The following is a 20,895-nucleotide window of genomic DNA, read 5'->3' as shown; positions in this document are numbered from 1 at the left end:
AGGAGATGAAACATGACAGCATTTGCCATGACCATTGACGGTCAACCGATCACGCCCTCTGAAACATTCGACGTGATCAACCCGGCCACCGGCGGACTTGCCGGGAAATGCCCCGCGGGTTCGGCTGAGGACGTGAACGCGGCGGTGGCGGCCGCCAAGGCCGCCTTCGACGAGTGGAGCCAGCAAAGCGACGAAACGCGCCGCCAGGCATGTCGCGACATGGCCCGCGTGCTCGGCGAGAATGCCGAGGAACTGGCGCGGCTTCTGACAACGGAACAGGGCAAGCCGCTCGGCGGACTCGGATCGCGCTTCGAACTTGGCGGATGCCAGGCCTGGGCGGCGAACACCGCGGAACTGGAACTGCCGGTCGAAGTGGTCAAGGACGATAACGAGGGCCGCATCGAGATCCACCGCAAACCGCTCGGCGTCGTGGCCTCGATCACGCCGTGGAACTGGCCCCTGATGATCGCGATCTGGCACATTGCTCCGGCGATCCGTGCCGGCAACACCGTCGTCATCAAGCCCTCGCCCTACACCCCTCTTTCAACCCTGCGCATGGTGGAAATCCTGAATACCGTCCTGCCTGCCGGCGTCCTCAACGCGGTGACCGGACCCGACAGCATCGGCCCGGTACTGACGTCGCATCCGGACGTAGCGAAAGTGACCTTCACCGGCTCGACAGAGACCGGGAAGAAGGTGATGGCGAATGCCGCCGGCACGCTCAAGAGGCTGACGCTGGAACTGGGCGGCAACGATGCCGGGATTGTACTGCCCGACACCGACCCGAAACAGGTGGCCGAGGGCATTTTCTGGGGCGCGTTCATCAACAGCGGCCAGACATGCGCCTGCATGAAACGCCTCTATGTGCACGACAGCATTTACGACGAAGTCTGCACGGCGCTGGTCGACTTCGCCTCCCGCATCCCGATGGGCGACGGCATGGACGAGAACAACGTCCTCGGTCCCGTACAGAACGCGATGCAGTTCGAGAAAGTGCGCGAACTGGTCGAGGATGCCAAGGCAAACGGTGCCCGCGTGCTGCTCGGCGGAGAGGCTCCGCAGGGTGACGGCTATTTCTACCCGATCACCCTCCTCGCCGACGTGACGGACGGGATGCGCATCGTGGACGAGGAGCAGTTCGGCCCCGTTCTGCCGATCATCCGCTACACCGACGTGGAGGACGCACTGACGCGCGCGAACAGCTCCAGCATGGGGCTAGGCGGTTCGGTCTGGTCGAAAAACATCGATGACGCCGCGGCGCTCGCACTGCGCCTGGAATCCGGGTCGGCATGGGTCAACTCGCATGGCGGACTCCATCCCAACGCGCCCTTCGGCGGCGTCAAGCAATCCGGCATCGGCACCGAGTTCGGCGTCGACGGGCTGAAGGAATTCACGGCGATCCAGACGTTGCACAGGTAGGGAATACTCGCGTCCGGACGGGCATCGCTTCCGGATGACGGCACGCCGACAGCATGGGCGGGCCCCTCGATGGAGGCCCGCCCAATCATCTGTCGCGATCCGGAAGAGAGGGCTTGGGCAACTGCGCCCGTTGCGGGCAGGTGACGCCGGTTGCGACGGCACGACAACCCGCCAATTTCCATGGCCACCGACTTGCCCGTTCCGCGGCACCGTGTCCCGAATTCGATCCAGGCCGGATCCTCGCGGCCGTTGCGATCCGCGAAGCATGACCCCTCTCCGGCAGAAGCGTTAAGGGCCAACTGCGTGGCGGTGCCGTCCCGCTGATCGCATCACATGCGCGACAGATGGGCGTGCATTTGACACGCGGCGATTGCACGTCCTCCTGCTGCCCCGTTTGCCGAACCGCAATGGATTTGAACTTGAGAAGAATCCTTGGTGGGTGAGCAGGGACTCGAACCCTGGACCCGCTGATTAAGAGTCAGCTGCTCTACCATCTGAGCTACACACCCGCCAGAGCCGGCTATCTAGTCGGGCCGGAGCCCTTTGTAAAGGGGGTCATGCATCAAGCATGCCCTCGGCCACCTTGACCGCGTGTCCGCCGATGCGCGCGGCCTGCATTTCCCCGCCCCGGGCATCGATTTCGAGCCGGATCCGTGACGGCCGGCCCATTTCGATGCCCTGCTCGATCATGAAGGCCGTCGGCCCGTCGTCGAGACCGTCGAAACGGGCGATCACGCCCGAGAAATTCGCCACTGCCGAGCCGGTTGCCGGGTCCTCCGACACGCCCATTTCAGGCGCGAACATGCGGCCGTGAAACGAGCAGTCGTGACCGACCGTGTCGCGGCAGTAGAGGAAAAGCGATGCCCTGTGGCCATTCACCAGCGGCGAGATGTCGCTCCACAGCATGGCGTTGACGGAGACTCTGGCCGCTGCATCGAGGCCGTGCACGGGCACGAAGACGAAGCTGTTTCCGGCCGTCCAGACGCTGATCGTGTGGTTCTCGAACCCGATCTCGCTTTCGTCGAGGCCGATGGCGGCCGCAACGCCGGCCCTTTCGATGTCGACGGCGACCTGCTCGGGCAGCACCGGCACGTCGAACTCGGCATAGGGGCTGTCGGCCATCCGTAGGGCGCAGCGTACGGGACCGATCCGTTCTTCCAGCACCATCAACCGGCTTTCTCCGCCGCCGGAATCGTCGCCGCCGAGCGCGATCGCCGCGCCGACCGTCGGATGGCCGGCAAAGGGCAGTTCGCGTCCGGGCGTGAAGATGCGCAGGCTCGCCCGGTGCGCGGGGTTCTCCGGCGGCCGGACGAACACCGTCTCCGAGAGGTTGAACTCGCGGGCGATGGCCTGCATGGCCTCGTCGTCCAGCCCTTCCGCATCGAGCACCACGGCAAGCGGGTTTCCGCTCAGTGGTCTGTCCGTGAACACGTCGTAGACAGCATATCGGCGCGCCATGCATATTCCCCTTGTCGTGTGCCTTGCCGGGTCAGCGGAAGGTCTCGTTTTCAAAATGCCACATCGCGAGTGCGCGCGCATAGGGCTTCAACAGGCCGATGGCATCCCCGCCCGGCCGGATGGCGACCGCGGATTCGATCTCGTCGTCCCCGGTTTCCGCCTGGTGGCGTTCCAGCCTTCCACGCGCAGCCTCGAAATCGAACGGTAGCCGATTGCGCCGCGCCACGTGGATCGCGCCGGTCGCACACACCGCGACATGCTGCGCCTCGGCGTCCGCCTCGCGGAATTCCAGCCCCGTCTCCTCGACCAGTTCGCGGGATATGTTGCCGGTCACGTCGAACCGCCCGCCCTGCATGTCCGCGGCATCGAAAGACCCGGCGGGAAAGTAGACCTGCCCGGCATTGGCCGTATGTGCGGCCATGCGCACGGCGAGCAGCGCCCCGTCGGCCAGGACCGGCAGCGAGGTGCCGGTGATGTGCACGACGCAATCCGGCCTGCCATTGTCGCGCCAGTACAGGAATGTCGCGAAGTCCGTCGGCCGGCCGGTACCCGTCAGCACGCCGCCCTCGATACGCACGTCCTCGAACATGAAGAAGGGACCGTTCCACAGCCGCGGATTGGCGGAAACCGCCGCCTGCCAGTAACGCTCGATGTCGTTCCGGTTCTCGACGGCAAAGGCCGGAGCCCCCTCGCCCGCAACGAGCCGCACGCTCTCCAGCCGGTGGATCCGGATGTCCGTCACGTCACGCCGCTCCCGCGAGGCGCCCGCGATCAACCTGCCCGACCGCTTCCCGGACCAGACCGGCCAGCCGCCGGATGCCCTCGTCGATCATGTCCCCCGGGGCGCAGGAAAACGACAGCCGCAGCGTGTTTGCTCCCGACCCGTCCGGGAAGAATGCCCGGCCGGGCACGAAGGCCACCCGCTCCCACTCGACCGACCGTGCAAGCAGCGCCGCCCCGTCCAGCCCCTCCGGAAGCGTCAGCCAGACGAACATGCCGCCTTCCGGCCGCGTCCACTGCACCTGAGCCGGCATCTCGCGTTCCAGCGCCCGCAGCATGCGGTCGCGCCGCGCGGCATAGACCGCCCGGATCCTTTCGACCTGTTCGTGGAAACAGGAACGCGCCACGCGCTCCATCGCCACCTGGTTGATGGTGGCGGAATGGAGATCGCCTGCCTGCTTGAGGATCACGAGCCGCGAAACGATGTCCCTTGCCGCGCAGACCCAGCCGATCCTCAGGCCGGGCGACAGCGTCTTGGAGAAGGTGCCGCAATAGATCGTCCGGCAATCGTCGATGCCGCCCTTGCGCGCGATCTCCAGCGCCAGCAGCGGTGGGATCGCCTCCCCGTCATAGCGCAGCGACTGGTAGGCCCCGTCCTCGATGACGGCGATATCCAGCGCGTCGGCGAAATCGAGCACGCGCTCACGCTGCGCGCCCGTCATGGTCTCGCCCGTGGGATTGGCGAAGTCGGGCGACAGGTAGGCGAATTTCACCGATCCGCCCTTCTCGCCCGCCTGCCCTGCGTAGTCGGCCGGCGCGCGATTGGCCATCGCGTCCAGCCGGTCGTAGTTCGGCTCGCAGGCATTGAAGGCCTGCAGGGCGCCGAGATAGGTCGGCCATGTCACCAGCGCCGTGTCGCCGGGCGAGAGGAATAGCTTGCCGAGAAAGTCGAGCGCCTGCTGGGACCCGGAGGTAATGACGATGTTGTCGCGCCCGCAGGGAATGCCGAGGCGCCCCATCTCTTCGGCGATCCAGTCGCGCAGGCCGGGATGGCCCTCGCTCGGCGAATACTGCAGCACCGCCCCTGCCCCCGCGCCTTCCAGCACCTCGCCATAGGCCTGCCGGAACGCGTCCGCCGGGAACAGTGCCGCATCGGGAATGCCGCCGGCGAAGGAGATGATGTCGGGTCGGTCCAGCAGCTTCAGCAACTCCCGGATTTCGGATGCCTTCATGCGGCTTTCGCGCGAGGAGAAGCGGAAATGGTGTGTCATGGCGGATGCTCCGGCTATGGAGGTGATAGTGCGCCTTCCGGCAATTTATGTCAACATTACTGACCTATTTGCGCAACATTCCGCCGCGCCAGGAAGCTCCGGAGTCACGAATGAAAAGGTACGCCGCCGCGCTTGGCGGGATGCTATCCCGTTTGGCGGAAGGACAAGGGGCCGCGGATCGCTCCGCGGCCCCTGCCGAGTTCCGGTGACGGAAGGATCAGTTCCGTTCCTTGTCGACCAACGCGTTCGACTTGATCCACGGCATCATGCCGCGCAGCTTCTCGCCGACCTGTTCGATCGGGTGCTCGTCGTTGAGACGGCGAGTCGCCTTGAAGCGGGCAGCACCGGAATGCCACTCCTGCATCCATTCCGACGTGAACTTGCCGGTCTGGATGTCCTTCAGCACCCGCTTCATTTCCGCCTTGGTCTCGTCGGTGATGATGCGCGGGCCGGACATGTACTCGCCCCACTCGGCCGTGTTGGAGATCGAGTAGTTCATGTTGGCGATGCCGCCCTCGTAGATGAGATCGACGATCAGCTTCACCTCGTGCAGGCACTCGAAATAGGCCATTTCCGGCGCGTAGCCGGCTTCCACCAGCGTCTCGAAGCCGGCACGGATCAGCTCGACGAGACCGCCGCAAAGCACCACCTGCTCGCCGAACAGGTCGGTCTCGCATTCCTCGCGGAAATTGGTCTCGATGATGCCGGAGCGACCGCCGCCGACGCCACAGGCATAGGACAGCGCCAGGTCGTGGGCATTGCCCGAGGCGTCGTGGTGGACGGCAATCAGGCACGGCACGCCGCCGCCCTTCTCGTATTCGCCGCGCACCGTGTGGCCGGGGCCCTTCGGCGCGATCATGATGACATCAACAGACGACTTCGGCTCGATCAGGCCGAAATGCACGTTGAGGCCGTGCGCGAAGGCGATTGCCGCGCCGTCGCGGATGTTCGGCGCGATGTGTTCCTTGTAGATGCCGGCCTGCAGCTCGTCCGGCGTCGCCATCATCATCAGGTCGGCCCATGCAGCCGCTTCGGCAACCGACATCACCTTGAACCCGTCGGCCTCGGCCTTCTTCGCCGTGGCCGACCCGTCGCGCAGCGCGATGCGAACATCGTTGGCGCCCGAATCCTTCAGGTTGAGCGCATGCGCGCGCCCCTGCGAACCGTAGCCGATGATGGCCACCTTCTTCGACTTGATGAGATTGAGATCGGCATCGCGATCGTAATAGACACGCATGATCGTTTCCTTCCCTTGACGTGTTCAGTTCGTGGTTGCGGTAGATGCATCCGCGGTTCCGTAGAGCCGCAGAAACTGGTCGATGGCGCGCGCGGCATGGCGCGCGATGGCGCTTTCCCCGTCGATCAGCGGCACGGAATCCCCGAGCAACATGCGCACATGCATGTCGCCGACGATCAGACCGTAAAGCGCGTTGAATGCTTCGTCGCGATTGTCATAGTCGATCAGCCCTGCCCTGCGTCCGGCCTCGATCATCCGCATGGCGCGTTGCTCGATCGCTCGCCGGCCGCGCTCGATGAGGAGCCTGCCAAGCTGCGCGTCCTCGCGCCCGGCTTCTCCAATGGCCAGCCTGTTGAGCGCCAGCGAGGTCGGTCCCGCAAGGACAGTCAGAAGGTCCGCCGCGAAGCCTTGCAACTGCTTGCGGAATACCGGTGCTCCGGGCGGCTCCGCGAGCGGGCCCTCGACCCGCACCTTGCTCGCCTGGAAGGTAATCATGGCGGCCAGCAGACCGTTTCGATCGCCGAACCACTTGTAGAGGCTTTCCTTCGAGCAGTTGGCGGCCTTCGCCAGGCGTGCCGTGGTGAACCCCTTGTCGCCGCCCTCCACCAGCAGTGCAAGCGCCGCCTCCAGCACCGCCGCCTGTCGCGGGCTGTACGGCTCCTCGCCATGCTCGGCCGGCATGTCTTCCGAAATCTGCGCGTTCAACATCTTCCTGCCCGAATAGTACCGTACGGTACGGTTCGGAATTCCTAGATGCTGAACCGCGTCCCGTCAAGCGGAACCTTCCCGGCGGTTGCCGGGATCACTCCTCGGAATCGCGAGGTGAAAGCGGCGGCGTGTTTTCGCCGAGATCGACATGGCCCGTGGGCGACCCGGCAGCCGGTTCCCCTTCATTGGCCATTTCCTGCAGACGCGCGGCGATGCGGGCCCTTGCCTCTTCCGCCCTGCGACGGATGAGTTCCATGGCTTCCGGGTCGTCGTGAATGCCGGGGCCGGAGCGTTCGCCATCTCCGCCGTCCGACATTTGGACGGCGGGAGAGGCGCTGTCGGCATCGGCGGACATGCCATCCGGCTGCGTCGCGAAGGAAGCATCGTCACCGCGCGAGAGACCGGCGGCGGTTTCCTCGTGATGCGCTTGCGGATGACCATCCGCCGTACCGCGCAGCGGCGCATCGAGCGGGGAATGATCGACGGGCACGCCATCCGGCGCAGGTACGTAATCGGCGGCCGGGGCCGCGGAAGATTCGGTCGCGGGTGGCTCCTGCGTCTCGGGCGCCGCCAACGGCGTCTCCAGCGACGGCCCTACCTCGTCTGGCGCCGCTGTCGCCGCGACCTGTGTCGGCGGCTGGTCATAGCCGGCGGCCGGGGCCGCGGCTTCGGCCGGCGCCGCATCGGGTTCGGCAGACGCCTCGGGCGCCGCTTCGGGCGCGCCGGCATCCTGCGGGATTTCCTCAGCAGCCTCCTGCGCCTTGCGGCGCGCCTCGATCGCTTGCTTTCGCGCGACCGCCTGCTTTCGGGCAAGCCTTTCGAGGATCACCGCACTGCGATCGCGCAGCGCATCGCGTTGCGCGATCCTGCTGCCGTGCTCAACTACCTCTTCGATCCGTTCCTCGGGCACATGGCGTGCAAACAGCCGCTGGAGCATGGTTGCCTCCTTCGGTTAATGCACGGATTTTAGACCGAAATTATGAACGGGTCCTTTCGCGCGCGTTTACCCTGTTGCCTCCGAAGCACGAACAACGCGGCATTTTATCGGTTTGCGAACCGTTTTCGAACCAGAATCGCGGCTGCGGGACGATTCGCGAGACCGCCGAACAGGAACCGACATGCTGGCAAATCTGGTTATTGGCACGCTGATTATCTCCCTGACCGTCGTGATCCACACTTTCGGCCTGATCTGGGTGACGCGCGGCATGAACTGGCTGACCGGCAAGGTGCGGCTGCAGGCTCACAGAAGCCGAATGCTGGCGATGAATTCGGTCGTTCTGGGCATATTCGCCGTGCTCACGGTGGAAGTCTGGCTGTGGGCGGCAGCCTATCTTGTCCTCGACGTCTTCGACTCGTTCGAGACCGCCCTCTACTTCTCGTCCTCGACCTTCTCGACGGTCGGTTACGGCGATGTCGTCACCGGCGAGCAGTGGCGCCTTCTCGCGGGGCTGGAAAGCGTGAACGGCTTCCTGCTGATCGGATGGTCGACGGCCTATCTCGTGGCAGCCTCCATGCGCGTCGGCCCGTTCAAGGCCGGCGAGCATTTCTGATCGCTAGTTGCCGCACGCATCCAGGAAGCGTTTCACGGTGGCGTCCATGCCGTGGATCAGCGCGTCGGCCGTCAGCCCGTGACCGATCGAGACCTCGGCGAGATACGGTATGCGGTCCACCAGCGGGGGCAGGTTCTCGACAGTCAGGTCATGACCGGCATTGATGGCAAGGCCGAATCCATGCGCCGCATCGGCCGTTTCGCCGAGCATGGCGATCTGTTCGGCCGCAGCCTTCGGATCGTCGTAACAGGCACCGTAGGGGCCGGTATAGAGTTCCACCCGGTCGGCGCCGGTATCCTTCGCCGCCTGCATGCCCTTTTCGCCGGCATCGGGATCGGCGAAAAGCGAAACCCGCATACCCTTCGCCTTCAGGCGCTGGACGCAATCGCGCAGGAAACCTCCCTGCCCGAGAAAATCCCATCCGTGGTCCGACGTCGCCTGTGCCGGATCGTCCGGCACCAGCGTCACCTGGTCCGGCTCGTTCGCCTCGACGAGCGCTAGGAACGCGTCGGTCGGATAGCCTTCGATGTTGAACTCGGCCTGCGGAAACTCGTCGTCGATCAGGGCACGGATCTCCGGCAGGTCCGAGAAGCGGATATGGCGCTGGTCGGGCCGCGGATGCACGGTCAGCCCGTGCGCGCCGGCGGCAAGCGCGATTCGCCCCAGCCCGGTAACGCTCGGCCACGGCAGGTCGCGCCGGTTGCGCAGCATGGCGATGGCATTGAGGTTCACGGAAAGCTTTGCAGGCATGCGTTTCTCACCCGATCTGTCGAACGGTTGAGGCCTATTGCATCAGCCGGTTTTTGGGAACCCGCCGACGAGAAAATTCCTTGCCTGCAGGCCTTCCCGGAACACGCACGCGACGGTCGCAGAAATGGCCATGTGGACTGGCGGCGCAGCGCGCCGTCGTCACCGGTGAAGCAACCCGGCTTGCGCATGAAGCCGGGCGACGCCTCGAACGCAAATTTCAGGAACCGGTAGCGCGCCGTCTCTGCCCGGCCGGACGAGGACCTGCCCTAGTCATGGCTGCCCTTGCGCATGATTTCGAGCTTCTTCTGGTACTCGGCCTCGAATCCTTCCTTCTGCGCGTCGTCATTCCGGCGGTAGGTGAAGACGGCGACGCAGAACACGACAAAACCGATCCAGACAAAAATGGCGCGGAGCAGGAGATCGAAATCCAGGCGAGACACCAGACCCGCATCAAGGCTGGCCATGGCCTGCACCGGATCAACAGTTGCCGCCTGCAACATAAGCAGGGAAAGTGTTACGCAGATGGACAATTTATTCGCCTGAGACACCCCAATACTTATCCCCCAAATATTGGGCATCAATTGTTTTAATTCACTTAACGATTACAAGCGTATTTGCCGCGCGGGTTATCCCCGTGTACAGCCAGCGGCTGCGCATGTCGCGAAATGCGTAACTTTCGTCGAACAATACGACATCGTCCCACTGCGAACCCTGCGCCTTGTGCACGGTGAGCGCATAGCCATAGTCGAAATCGTCGTAGCGCTTCCTGGTCTGCCAGGGAATTTCATCCTCCGGCGCATCGAAGGCGGCCTTCAGCAGCTTGATCTTGGCAGCGCCGCGATCAGCGTCGCCATCATCCGGGGAGACGAGCAGGTTTATTCCCGGTTTCACCGTCTCCTTGGCTGCGGTCATCACCTTCCACAGCGAGCCGTTGAGCAGTCCCTTGGCCGGGTCGTTGCGCAGGCACACCAGCTTGTCGCCGGCCTGCGGATAGGCTGCCGTGAAGCCCTTCAGTTCCCGCAAGCGCTGATTGTAGCGCCTGCGCGTGCGATTGATTCCGACCAGCACCTGGTCCGCGGCCAGCACGAGATCGGCGTCCACCTCGTTCTTGGGGATCACCTGCGTCGTGCCATAGTCGCCATACATGATCTCCTTGCCGGCGCGTACATCCATCGCCAGCCGGATGATCGGGTTTTCGGCCGCCTGGCGATGTATCTCGGTAAGCAGGAAATCCGGTTCGTGCTCGGTGAAGAAGCCACCGCCGGAAATGGGCGGCAACTGGCCCGGATCGCCGAGCACCAGGATCGGGGTGCCGAAGCTCATCAGGTCGCGGCCGAGCTGCTCGTCAACCATCGAGCACTCGTCGACGATGACGAGCTTGGCCTTGGCTATGTCGCTCTGACGGTTGAGCGAGAAGGTCGGCGCGATCGAGGTTCGGCCGGTCGTCTCGTCCTCCACTGCCTCCTCGCCGCGAGGACGATAGATCAGCGAATGGATGGTCTTCGCATTGGACGCGCCCTTGGCACGCAGCACCTGCGCGGCCTTGCCAGTAAAGGCGGCGAACTGCACCTGCCCGTCGACATGTTCGGCGAAGTGGCGCGCCAGCGTCGTCTTGCCCGTGCCGGCGTAGCCGAACAGCCTGAACAGCTGACGGTCGCCGTCCTTCAACCATTGCGCCACGGCCCGGAGCGCTTCGTCCTGTTGCGGAGAGAATTTCATGCGCCCTGTCTAGGGGATTCGCCGCCCGGCCGCCATGCGGAATCGCGACCGTGCCGTCACATCCCTTCCGGTCCGCGGCCCATCGCGGCAACGCCCGTGCGACAGACCTCCACAAGGCCGAGCGGCGCCATGGTCGCGATGAACTGTTCGATCTTCGACGTCCGGCCCGTGACTTCGAAAACGAAGTGCTCGACATTGGCGTCGATCACCGTCGCCTTGAAGGCGTCCGCCAGCCGCAGCGCCTCAACGCGGTGATCGCCCTTGCCCGAGACCTTGACAAGGGCAAGCTCGCGCTCGAGCGGCTTCTCGTGCCCGCGTTCGTGCGCCATCACGGTCAGGTCGACGACCCGGTGAACCGGCACGATGCGCTCGAGCTGCGCCTTGATCTGCTCCAGGACGTGCGGCGTGCCGCGCGTCACGATGGTGATGCGCGACAGGTGCTTCTCGTGCTCGGTCTCCGAGACCGTAAGGCTCTCGATATTGTAGCCCCGGCCCGAGAACAGTCCGATGACGCGCGCCAGCACGCCCGGCTCGTTGTCGACCACGACCGATAGCGTGCGCTTTTCGGGCCGCTCCGTTTCCTTGGCTATGAAATAGGCCGACGCCGGCTGTTTGGCGACTTTGTTCATGGGTGTCTCCCTTGGGCGATGGGTGAATTCCTGGATGGTTCGATGCAATCGGCCGGGCGGCCGCGAAACGCGGCTGCCGGCGCGGGTGGCGCATCGTCGGGAAGTCCGTTCGGGTTCGTCTGCATGGCAACGGGAGGGCGCCTAGACCAGCGCCTTCCCTTCCGTTCCGATCGCGTTCGCCACGGCCTCGTCCGTCGCTTCGTCGGGCAGCAGCATTTCGTTGTGCGCCTTGCCCGACGGGATCATCGGGAAGCAATTGGCGAGATTGGCGACCCGGCAATCGAAGATCACCGGTTTGTCCGACGCGATCATGGCGTCGAGCGCATCGTCGAGTTCCTCCGGCTTCTCGGCACGGATACCGACGCATCCGTAGGCTTCGGCCAGCTTGACGAAATCCGGCAGTGCCTCGGTGTAGGAATGCGACAGGCGGTTGCCGTGCAGCAGCTGCTGCCACTGGCGCACCATGCCCATGTACTGGTTGTTCAGGATGAATATCTTGATCGGCGCATTGTGCTGCACCGCCGCCGACATCTCCTGGATCGTCATCAGCACCGATGCGTCGCCCGCGATATCGACGACAAGGGCATCGGGATGCGCGACCTGCACGCCGAGCGCCGCCGGGAGGCCGTATCCCATCGTGCCCAGACCGCCCGATGTCATCCAGTGGTTGGGCTCCTCGAAGCCGAAGAACTGCGCCGCCCACATCTGGTGCTGCCCGACCTCGGTGGTGATGAAGGTTTCCTTGCCCGACCGCAGGCTTGCTTCCTTGAGGCGCTGGATCGCGTATTGCGGCATGATGACATCATCATGCGCCTTGTAGGCGAGCGAATTGCGCGCCTTCCACCGGTCGATCTGCTCCCACCATTCGGCAAGCGCCGGCTTGTCCTGGACACCTCCGGAAGCGCGCCAGATGCGGACGAGGTCCTCCAGCACGTGGGCGACGTCGCCGATGATCCCGAGATCGGTACGGATGATCTTGTTGATCGACGAGGGATCGATGTCGATATGGATGATCTTCGCCTTCGGCGCGAACTTGTCGACCCGGCCGGTGATCCGGTCGTCAAAACGTGCGCCGATATTCAGCATCACGTCGCAGTCATGCATCGCCATGTTGGCTTCGTAGGTTCCGTGCATGCCCAGCATGCCGAGCCAGTTCTTGCCGCTGGCGGGATAGGCGCCCAGCCCGGTCAAGGTCGAGGTGATCGGGAAACCGCTGAGTTCCACCAGTTCGCGCAGCAGCTTGCTCGCCTCCGGACCGGAATTGATGACGCCGCCGCCGGAATAGATGATTGGCCGTTTCGCAGAGGTCAGCAGCGCGACGGCCTGCTTGATGAGCGTCTCGTCGCCGGACATCCGGGGCTGGTAGCTCGTCCTCTGGAAGGCGACTTCCGGGCCGTGATAGGTGCCCTTGGCGAACTGGACGTCCTTCGGGATATCGACCACCACTGGCCCGGGCCGGCCGGTCGTCGCGACGCGGAATGCCTCGTGCAGGATGCGCGGCAGGTCCTCCACCGATTTGACCAGCCAGTTGTGCTTGGTGCAGGGCCGGGTGATACCGACGGTATCGCACTCCTGGAACGCATCGGAGCCGATCAGCGTCGTCGGCACCTGCCCGGTGATGCAGACCAGCGGGATGGAGTCCATCAGCGCGTCCTGCAGCGGTGTGACCGCGTTGGTTGCGCCGGGACCGGATGTCACCAGCATGACGCCGGGCTTTCCGGTCGAGCGGGCGTAGCCTTCCGCGGCGTGGCCCGCGCCCTGCTCATGGCGCACCAGTATGTGCTTGACGTCGTCCTGCTGGAACAGCTCGTCATAGATCGGGAGTACGGCGCCGCCGGGATAGCCGAAGATGTGCTCGACCCCGTTGTCCCTGAACGCCTGGATGACCATTTCGGCGCCGGTCATTTCCCGCTTGTCGCCGGACTTTGCTTTCGCATTCATCGTACTGTTCCCGTCTTCGACGTCTGTATGCCCTTTTTCGGGCTTGAGACCTAATGCTGTGTTTGGAGGAGAGGTGCAATAAAAAAGGCCCCGTAAGGAGCCTTGTGTTTTCCGCGCATGGGTGCTTGCCGCCGGGCGATTACATCGCCCTGCCCATGCGCGGTCGTACTACGATAAGGGTCATAGTCATGGTGGCGAACCATATGGCTGCGTCACCGCGGCGTCAAGTGGCGGCATTTCCGTAGCCATTCCTTAACTTCATACGACCAGTATATGCCGGTCAATGGGCTGGGAAAGTCTGATGTCTGAAGTGCAAGCTGAAGAAATTTCTACATCCGCCACGAAAGAAAATGACGACTACCGCTATCGCAGCCAGGGTCATGTCGTCTACTGCGATGGCACGCAGGCGATCATTGCCGCGTCCGTCGGGCCGGGGCGCACCGATCCGATCGATTACTGGGCTGTCGGCCAGCTGATCTCCATCCGGGTCGGCAACAATCGCGTAGTCGGCATGCTCTACAAGGTCGACACCGGAACCGAGGTTCCGGAATGGAACGCTGACGGTCGCAACAACATCCAGATTCACGTCGAGCTCGTCGGCGAGATCACCGAGGACGAAGAGGGCAATGTCGACTTTTCCGGCGGCATTTCCACCTATCCGCACCTCGGCGCCGTGGCGCACCGCATCCGCGCCAAGGACCTCGCCGCAATCTACGAGAACGAGGACGCGCGCGCCGTTCCCGTCGGCTGCCTGTCGCAGAACACGGAGATTCCCGCGCTGATCTCCATCGACAGCCTGATTTCGCGGCACTTCGCCGTGGTGGGCACGACCGGTGTCGGCAAGTCCACGGCGGTGACGTTGCTCCTGCGCAAGATTGTCGAGGCGCGCCCGGACGTGCGCATCCTGATCCTCGACCCACACAACGAGTTCTCCAGTGCCTTCCCTGACCTGGCCATCACCATCAACGACCGGGATCTCGATCTTCCCTTCTGGCTGTTCCGGCTGGAGGAGTTCGCCGAAGTGCTGTTCCGTGGCCGTCCGGCCATTCCCGAAGAGGTCGATGCGCTGCGCGAACTGATCCCTCTGGCCAAGATGCAGTTCAAGGGCGGCGACCAGCCGAGCCTTCGCAAGACGTCGGAGACAACGTCGATCACCTCCGACACGCCCGTTCCATACCGCATCTCGGACCTGGTTCGCCTGATCGACGAACGGATCGGCATGCTCGAGGGCCGCAACGAACGACCCTACCTGAAGGCGCTGAAGAATCGCATCGAGGCTGCCGTGGCGGATCCACGCTACCGCTTCATGTTCGCGCGCAAGTCCATCGAGGACAACATGAACGAGGTGGTGTCGACGCTGTATCGCGTACCGGCCCACGGCAAGCCGATCACCGCCTTCCAGATGAGCGGCATGCCTTCGGAAGTGGTCAACTCCGTCGCCTCGGTGCTCTGCCGCCTCGCCTTCGATCTGGCGATCTGGAGCCAGTCGAAGATCCAGACGCTGGTTGTCTGCGAGGAAGCGCACCGCTACATCCCGGCAGATACGAGTGCCGGCTTCGCGCCGACCCGTGCCGCGATCGCGCGTATCGCCAAGGAAGGACGAAAGTACGGTGTCTATCTCGGCATCGTCACCCAGCGCCCCGGCGAACTGGACGAGACGATCCTGTCGCAGTGCAACACCTTCTTCTCCATGCGCCTCGGCAACGAGCGCGACCAGGAGATCATGCGCAAGGCGATCTCCGGATCGTCGCGCTCGGCCATCAATTTCCTGCCGTCGCTGGCCAACCGCGAAGCCATCGCCTTCGGTCAGGGCGTCTCCACGCCGATGCGCATGATGTTCGAGACTGTGCGCACGGAAAGACTTCCTGGCAACCATCTATACGACGAACAGGCCCAGATGCAGTCCGGCGAAGGGGCCGTCGACGTTCCGGATGTCATCGAGAAGATGCGGTATCCGCGTGGCACCGGCGAGGAGGAGGTCACCGGCACGATGGGCGTCAAGCAGCCCCTCGGCGAACAGATCGTCGGCGAACAGCGGCCCAGCATTCCCGCACCGCAGATTGCCGCGCACCAGCCGCCGGTCTTCACGCGACCGAAGAAGGAAGAGATCGCCGGTCTGTTCCGCGAGGAATCATCGCTGCGCCGGGACCGCTTCACCCGGCCTCCCGCGCCCGAGGCGGCGCTCGGCCCCGAAGAAGCCCGCAAGACGCGGAACCTGATCAACCGTTTCCGGAAGTAGGACCGGCCAGAAATTGGCCGCCCGCGACCTGTCGAAGGGCGCGGGCGGCTGTCGGTCGTTTTCCAGGGAGATGTCTTCTCAGGCGCAGACGCGGTTCCGGCCGGAGCGCTTCGCGTTGTAGAGGCTGGTGTCGGCGCGCTTGTAAAGCGACGATGCTGGCTCCTTGCCGTCCCAGATCGCGATGCCGATCGATACCGTGATCCGCAACCGCACATTGCCGATGTTGAAGACCAGGTCGGATACGGCGAGCCGCAGCCGGTTGGCCATCTTGTCCAGGTTCTCGACATCGACATTCGGCGCGACCACCGCGAATTCCTCGCCGCCGATCCGGGCCGCGATATCGTGATACCGCGTATATTCGCGAATGGTGTTCGCGAGTCCCTTTATCACCTCGTCACCGACGTCATGACCGTAGGTGTCATTGATCGACTTGAAGTGGTCGATGTCGACAATCATGATGCCGAGAGGTCGCTCGATGCGGGAGAATTCCTCCATGTACTGCGCCAGCGCATCGTCGAAATAGCGCCGGTTCTGGAGTCCGGTCATCGGATCAGTCAGCGCCGCCTGCTGGAATGTCGCCGACTTCATCGTCAGTGACTCCGTCAGCTGGCGCAGGCTCAGATATTCGCGCGCCTGGCGCCTGATCAACGGCAGGAAATACAGCAAGCCCGCGATCACGGCCACCAGAAGCATCAGCAGCGAAATGCGCATCGCCATGATGCCGCCGGAAAGCGCGGACGCGATTTCCGGGTCCGCCATGCCGTCGACCTGGCCCGATATGGAGTAATTGGCCCAGAAGGCGGAACCTGCCGCCCCCGCGAGCAAGACTAGAAAGGCCACGAAGGCCTTTTCCGAACGATGAAGCCTCATTTTCACAACCCACCAACCAGTAGGGGAAGGGTAGCGGGCGATGATTGCCCCAACGTTAAGGTATCACCTCTAATTGTAACGACCGCCGGTCGCGCCGGCATCAGCCCTGCACTTTCCACCCCTCGCCGAACTGGTTGCGAAACCAGGTCATCTGCCGCTTGGCATATTGCCGGGTTGCCGTCTTCGCCGCCGCCAGCGCGTCCGGCATCGTCATCTCGCCGCCGAGCACGGCAGCGAATTCGCGCACCCCGATCGCCTTCATCGCGGGCATCGCCGGGTCCAGGTCGAGCGCAAGCAGCGCCTCCACCTCCTCCATCGCGCCCTCCTCCACCATTCGGTCGAGCCGCCGCTCGATGGTGCGGTAGAGTGTCTCGCGCTCCGGCATCAGCACGATGCGCTCCGCCCTCTCCCCGTCGACAAGCCCCTTTCCGGCCAGCGCCTGCCAGTGCGAGATCGGCTTGCCCGAGGCTTCAAGCACCTCCAGCGCGCGAACGATGCGCTGCCCGTCGCCCGGACGGATGGCAGCCGCGGCCGCCGGGTCTTCGCGCTTCAGTATCCGGTGCAGGCTTTCCGGCCCCTCCTCGCCAAGGCGCAACCGCCATCGCTCCCGCACCGGCGCCGGAATGTCCGGCATCGGCGAAAGTCCTTGTGTCAGGGCGCGAAAATAGAGCCCCGTGCCGCCGACGAATATCAGTGGCCGTCCGTTGAGGGACGTTTCCGCCATCACGGCGCGCACATCCTCAAGCCACCGGCCGGTCGAGTATTGTTCGCCCGGATGCACGTGTCCGTATAGCCTGTGCGGCACGCGTGCCATCTCCTCGTCACACGGGCGCGCGGTGAGCACCCGCAACACGTCGTAGACCTGCATGGAATCGGCATTGACGACGATGCCGCCGGTCTCCTCGGCCTTTCTCAGCGCGAGCGCCGACTTGCCGCTCGCCGTCGGCCCGGCTATCAACACCGCGTGCCGGATTTCATCCACGCCAGTCGCCCCTCCGTTCGCTTCGAGAGATTGCGCTTCTAACGCCCATGAACACTTTCGTCACCCTGATTGCCAATCCGGCGCAAGGCGCGCTGGGCGATGAAACCGTCAATGCCGTTGCCGCCATGCTGCCGGATGCGCGGCTCGACTGGCTCGATCCCGGACAGGCAGCCGACATCGCGTCGCCGAAGCCACTGGCCGACGACGAGCGGAAGGCGCTTTCCGCCGATCTCGCCGCGCGCTTTGTCGAGGCGCACATAGACTGTGCCGTCCAGGTCGTCGCCGAACGGGATCGCCGCAAGAAAATCCTGATTGCCGACATGGATTCCACCATGATCCGGCAGGAGTGTGTGGACGAACTGGCCGACGAGGCAGGTGTCGGAGAATACGTCGCCTCGATCACCGCCCGCGCCATGAATGGCGAGATCGATTTCGAGAGCGCGCTGCGCGAGCGCGTCGGCCTGCTCGAGGGACTGTCGGCCACGATCATCGAGAAGGTTATCGACACGCGCATCGAGCTTATGCCCGGCGGTCCGGAGCTTGTCCGCACCATGAAGGCGAATGGCGCCTGGTGCGCCCTCGTGTCCGGCGGCTTTGTCGATTTCACCGACCGCATAGGCGAGATGATCGGCTTCCAGGAAACCCGCGCCAACCGCCTTGTCCAGGCCGACGGCAAGCTTACGGGCAAGGTCGCGGAGCCGATCCTCGGTCGCCAGGCCAAGGCTGATGCACTGCTCGAGATATCGGGACGCCTTGGCCTCACACCAGCCGAAGCGATCGCCGTCGGCGACGGCGCCAACGATCTGACCATGCTCGGGCTCGCCGGAACGGGCGTTGCCCTGCACGCCAAGCCGACCGTGGCGGAACAGGCCGATATCCGCATCGATTACAACGACCTGACCGCGCTTCTTTATATCCAGGGTTATCGCCGCGACGAATTCGTCCGGTGACGCCACGCATCGAAACGCAACGGCTGGTCCTGCGCCCGTGGGAGGAGCGCGACCGCGATCTCTTCTTCGAGATCAACTCCGATCCGCAGGTGATGGAATTCTTTCCCTTTCGACGCACGCGTGAACAGGCCGACGCATTCTTCGACCAATTGATGCGCGATCAGCGTCAGCGGCTCGTCTTCCCGGCCGCCGAACTCCGCGACACCGGCGAGTGCATCGGCTTCTGCGGCCTGCACGAGGGCGACCTCGCCCCGCAGTTCCCGGCCGGAACCATCGAAGTCGGCTGGCGGCTGGCTGCACGGCACTGGGGCAACGGTTACGCCACCGAGGGCGCGCTGGCCGCGCTCGAATTTGCCTTTTCCGAAATCGACCTGCCGGAAGTCGTTTCCTTCGCGGTCCACGACAACCGTCGTTCGACCGCGGTCATGGAGCGCATCGGCATGTCGCGGGTCATGGGCTCCGACTTCGACCATGTGAAGGTGCCCGACACCCATCCGCATCTCAGGCGCCATGTCCTGTACCGCCTCACGACGGGCGAATGGGCAAGAAAAAAGGGCGGCTGAAAGCCGCCCTTGTCGGTCCATTCCGGCGATACGCGCTCAGTCGATCCGGATCGTCGCGAACCGCAGCTCGCCGCTCTTCGACGCCAGCATGAGCAGCGCGTTGCGGCGGTTCTCTTCCCGCAGGTCCTCGATCGCCTCGGCCACGTCCTGCGGCGACGAGACTGTCTCCTGGGCGATCTCGACAATGACCTCGCCGGGCTGGATGCCTTTCTCGGCAGCTGCCGAACCGGGCGTGACCTCGAGAATGACAACCCCGTCCCCGACGCTTTCGTCGATCCCGAACGCCTCGCGCTGCGCCTCGTCCAGCTCGACCAGTTTCATGCCGAACAATTCCATCGTCTCGCTCTCGTCCAGGGGAGCGGCTCCATTGTCCCCGCTCTCCGCCATCGCGAGCTGCTCACCGTCCTCGAGCCGACCGAGCGTGACCTTGACCGTGCGCCGTCCGCCGTTGCGATAGACAACGACATCCACTTCCTTGCCGACAGGGCTGTCCGCGACGATGCGCGGCAGGTCGCGCATGTCTTCGACCTTCCGTCCGTCGAACTCGACGATCACGTCGCCGGGCTCGATCGAGCCGTCGTCCACCGGGCCGCCCTTGACCACGCCGGCGACAAGCGCACCGGTCGCCTCGTCCATGCCCAGGCTTTCTGCGATTTCGTCCGTGACAGCCTGGATTCGTACCCCGAGCCAGCCGCGCCGGGTCTCGCCGTATTCGATGAGCTGATCGATGACGCCCTTGGCCAGATCGGCCGGGATCGAGAAACCGATGCCGATGGACCCGCCCGACGGCGAGATGATCGCCGTGTTGATGCCGACGACCTCGCCATCCATGTTGAACAGCGGTCCTCCGGAATTGCCGCGGTTGATCGCGGCATCCGTCTGGATGAAATTGTCATACGGGCCCGAATGGATGTCGCGGCCGATCGCGGAGACGATGCCGATCGTCACTGTGCCGCCGAGTCCGAACGGGTTGCCGATGGCCAGCACCCAGTCACCGACCCGTATGGCCTCGGAATCGCCGAACGGCACGGGTTTCAGTTCCTTGTCGCCCGGATCGATTCGGAGCACGGCGATATCGGTTTTCGGATCGCGACCGATGATTTCGGCGTCTATCTTGGTACCATCGTTGAAATTGACGCTGACTTCGTCGGCATCGGCGATGACGTGATTGTTGGTCACGATGATACCGGACGCGTCGATAACGAAGCCGGACCCCAGAGACTGCACCTGGCGCGAGCGCGGCGACGAGCCGTTCGGCTGGTTCTCGAAGAACTCGTCGAAAAATTCTTGGAACGGCGAACCGTCGGGCAGTTGCGGGCGCGGCACGTTCTCGTCGTCGCCGCCGACGGTCTGCGAGGTTGAGATATTCACGACGGAATCGATCAGTCTCTCCGAGAGGTCCGCGACGGAAGCCGGCCCCGTCTGCGCACGCGCCGGAACGGTAAGCCCTCCGGGCATCGCGAGAACGGGAACCGCCACGGCCAGCGATAGCGTGGCAGCGCGCACGAGACGCGACAGTTTCGGGGCCAGTGAGTCGAATGCCATCGGGCTTCCTCCGTGAGATGATGTGCGCGCGGCCGGGGCCTGTCCTGGCTGCCGGCTGGCGATGAACATAAGGCGTATCACGCGCCGCACAACGGCGAATTCACGCATAAGTGACGAGCGTGGCCGCTTTGTGAAACGGCGCGCTCAAAGCCCGCGCGCCATCCAGATCAGGCACAGACCGATGATGGCAGATGCCAGACCGGCCTTGCGCAGCACGTCGTCGGGCGTCTGCAAAAGCATTTCCGCCATGCGTTTCGCGAATGACGGGATCCCGCCATAGAGGAAGCCCTCGATCACAAGCATGAGACCGAGGGCCGTCAGGAAAAGCGTCATCGCTGCGCCCG

The 20,895-nt window shown here is 64.2% G+C and carries 20 protein-coding genes and 1 tRNA gene; 5 read left to right on the top strand and 16 right to left on the bottom strand.

Going from position 1 to position 20,895, the window contains the following annotated elements:
- Positions 1-12 precede the first annotated feature (12 nt).
- Positions 13-1,419, top strand: a complete 1,407-nt coding sequence (locus tag HTY61_RS01790; RefSeq protein WP_175275179.1) for an aldehyde dehydrogenase family protein — start codon at positions 13-15, stop codon at positions 1,417-1,419.
- Positions 1,420-1,852: 433 nt separating this feature from the next.
- On the opposite strand, the gene HTY61_RS01785 is transcribed toward HTY61_RS01790, so the two are convergent.
- The 7 genes from HTY61_RS01785 to HTY61_RS01755 form a co-directional block, all read right to left on the bottom strand.
- A tRNA-Lys gene (locus tag HTY61_RS01785) sits at positions 1,853-1,928 on the bottom strand.
- 46 nt (positions 1,929-1,974) lie between these two features.
- Positions 1,975-2,877, bottom strand: a complete 903-nt coding sequence (locus tag HTY61_RS01780) for a PhzF family phenazine biosynthesis protein (RefSeq protein ID WP_175275178.1) — start codon at positions 2,875-2,877, stop codon at positions 1,975-1,977.
- Between the two features lie 31 nt (positions 2,878-2,908).
- Positions 2,909-3,619, bottom strand: a complete 711-nt coding sequence (locus HTY61_RS01775; RefSeq protein ID WP_175275177.1) for an NUDIX hydrolase — start codon at positions 3,617-3,619, stop codon at positions 2,909-2,911.
- 1 nt (position 3,620) lies between these two features.
- Complete coding sequence (locus tag HTY61_RS01770) at positions 3,621-4,868, bottom strand: aminotransferase-like domain-containing protein (RefSeq protein ID WP_175275176.1); 1,248 nt, start codon at positions 4,866-4,868, stop codon at positions 3,621-3,623.
- A gap of 217 nt (positions 4,869-5,085) precedes the next feature.
- Positions 5,086-6,105, bottom strand: coding sequence for a ketol-acid reductoisomerase (gene ilvC, locus HTY61_RS01765; RefSeq protein ID WP_175275175.1), 1,020 nt, complete (start codon positions 6,103-6,105; stop codon positions 5,086-5,088).
- Between the two features lie 24 nt (positions 6,106-6,129).
- On the bottom strand, positions 6,130-6,813 hold the full coding sequence (locus HTY61_RS01760; protein WP_246272894.1) for a TetR/AcrR family transcriptional regulator C-terminal domain-containing protein: 684 nt from the start codon (positions 6,811-6,813) through the stop codon (positions 6,130-6,132).
- 94 nt (positions 6,814-6,907) lie between these two features.
- Complete coding sequence (locus HTY61_RS01755; RefSeq protein WP_175275174.1) at positions 6,908-7,750, bottom strand: hypothetical protein; 843 nt, start codon at positions 7,748-7,750, stop codon at positions 6,908-6,910.
- A gap of 181 nt (positions 7,751-7,931) precedes the next feature.
- On the opposite strand from HTY61_RS01755, the gene HTY61_RS01750 reads away from it, so the two are divergent.
- Positions 7,932-8,363: a potassium channel family protein gene (locus HTY61_RS01750; protein WP_175275173.1), complete on the top strand. Its 432-nt coding sequence runs from the start codon at positions 7,932-7,934 to the stop codon at positions 8,361-8,363.
- Positions 8,364-8,366: 3 nt separating this feature from the next.
- On the opposite strand, the gene HTY61_RS01745 is transcribed toward HTY61_RS01750, so the two are convergent.
- From HTY61_RS01745 to HTY61_RS01725, 5 genes are all read right to left on the bottom strand, one after another.
- Positions 8,367-9,113 carry a pyridoxine 5'-phosphate synthase gene (locus HTY61_RS01745; protein WP_175275172.1) on the bottom strand — a complete coding sequence of 249 codons (747 nt, stop codon included), beginning with the start codon at positions 9,111-9,113 and terminating at the stop codon, positions 8,367-8,369.
- A gap of 266 nt (positions 9,114-9,379) precedes the next feature.
- Positions 9,380-9,643: a hypothetical protein gene (locus tag HTY61_RS01740; RefSeq protein ID WP_175275171.1), complete on the bottom strand. Its 264-nt coding sequence runs from the start codon at positions 9,641-9,643 to the stop codon at positions 9,380-9,382.
- 61 nt (positions 9,644-9,704) lie between these two features.
- Positions 9,705-10,832 carry an ATP-dependent DNA helicase gene (locus tag HTY61_RS01735; protein WP_175275170.1) on the bottom strand — a complete coding sequence of 376 codons (1,128 nt, stop codon included), beginning with the start codon at positions 10,830-10,832 and terminating at the stop codon, positions 9,705-9,707.
- A gap of 56 nt (positions 10,833-10,888) precedes the next feature.
- The gene (ilvN, locus tag HTY61_RS01730; RefSeq protein ID WP_175275169.1) at positions 10,889-11,461 is read right to left on the bottom strand and encodes an acetolactate synthase small subunit; all 573 of its coding nucleotides are present in this window, start codon (positions 11,459-11,461) and stop codon (positions 10,889-10,891) included.
- Positions 11,462-11,602: 141 nt separating this feature from the next.
- Positions 11,603-13,366: an acetolactate synthase 3 large subunit gene (locus tag HTY61_RS01725; protein WP_246272994.1), complete on the bottom strand. Its 1,764-nt coding sequence runs from the start codon at positions 13,364-13,366 to the stop codon at positions 11,603-11,605.
- Positions 13,367-13,703: 337 nt separating this feature from the next.
- Between HTY61_RS01725 and HTY61_RS01720 the strand changes: the two genes are divergently transcribed.
- Entirely contained in the window at positions 13,704-15,641 is a 1,938-nt protein-coding gene (locus HTY61_RS01720) for an ATP-binding protein (protein ID WP_197945346.1), read from the top strand.
- A 78-nt stretch (positions 15,642-15,719) separates the two neighbouring features.
- Here HTY61_RS01720 and HTY61_RS01715 read toward each other — a convergent pair whose 3' ends face one another.
- Both HTY61_RS01715 and miaA read right to left on the bottom strand, forming a co-directional pair.
- A complete protein-coding gene (locus HTY61_RS01715; protein ID WP_246272893.1) occupies positions 15,720-16,481 on the bottom strand; it encodes a GGDEF domain-containing protein in 762 nt (253 codons plus the stop codon).
- 130 nt (positions 16,482-16,611) lie between these two features.
- Positions 16,612-17,493, bottom strand: a complete 882-nt coding sequence (miaA, locus tag HTY61_RS01710; RefSeq protein WP_175275165.1) for a tRNA (adenosine(37)-N6)-dimethylallyltransferase MiaA — start codon at positions 17,491-17,493, stop codon at positions 16,612-16,614.
- Positions 17,494-17,540: 47 nt separating this feature from the next.
- Here miaA and serB point away from each other — a divergent pair, with 47 nt between their 5' ends.
- Positions 17,541-18,443 (top strand): phosphoserine phosphatase SerB, encoded by a 903-nt coding sequence (gene serB, locus HTY61_RS01705; RefSeq protein ID WP_175275164.1) that lies wholly within the window; start codon positions 17,541-17,543, stop codon positions 18,441-18,443.
- Positions 18,440-19,006 carry a GNAT family N-acetyltransferase gene (locus tag HTY61_RS01700; RefSeq protein ID WP_175275163.1) on the top strand — a complete coding sequence of 189 codons (567 nt, stop codon included), beginning with the start codon at positions 18,440-18,442 and terminating at the stop codon, positions 19,004-19,006. The genes serB and HTY61_RS01700 overlap by 4 nt, the downstream gene beginning before the upstream one ends.
- A gap of 36 nt (positions 19,007-19,042) precedes the next feature.
- Here HTY61_RS01700 and HTY61_RS01695 read toward each other — a convergent pair whose 3' ends face one another.
- Together HTY61_RS01695 and HTY61_RS01690 are read right to left on the bottom strand one after the other, a co-directional pair.
- Positions 19,043-20,551, bottom strand: a complete 1,509-nt coding sequence (locus HTY61_RS01695; RefSeq protein ID WP_175275162.1) for a Do family serine endopeptidase — start codon at positions 20,549-20,551, stop codon at positions 19,043-19,045.
- Positions 20,552-20,695: 144 nt separating this feature from the next.
- Entirely contained in the window at positions 20,696-20,884 is a 189-nt protein-coding gene (locus HTY61_RS01690; protein ID WP_175275161.1) for a DUF2065 domain-containing protein, read from the bottom strand.
- Positions 20,885-20,895 lie beyond the last annotated feature (11 nt).

This window comes from Oricola thermophila (assembly GCF_013358405.1).
GTDB lineage: Bacteria > Pseudomonadota > Alphaproteobacteria > Rhizobiales > Rhizobiaceae > Oricola > Oricola thermophila.
Note: the sequence above shows the minus strand (reverse complement) of the source record. Positions and strands in the feature narration are given on the sequence as shown.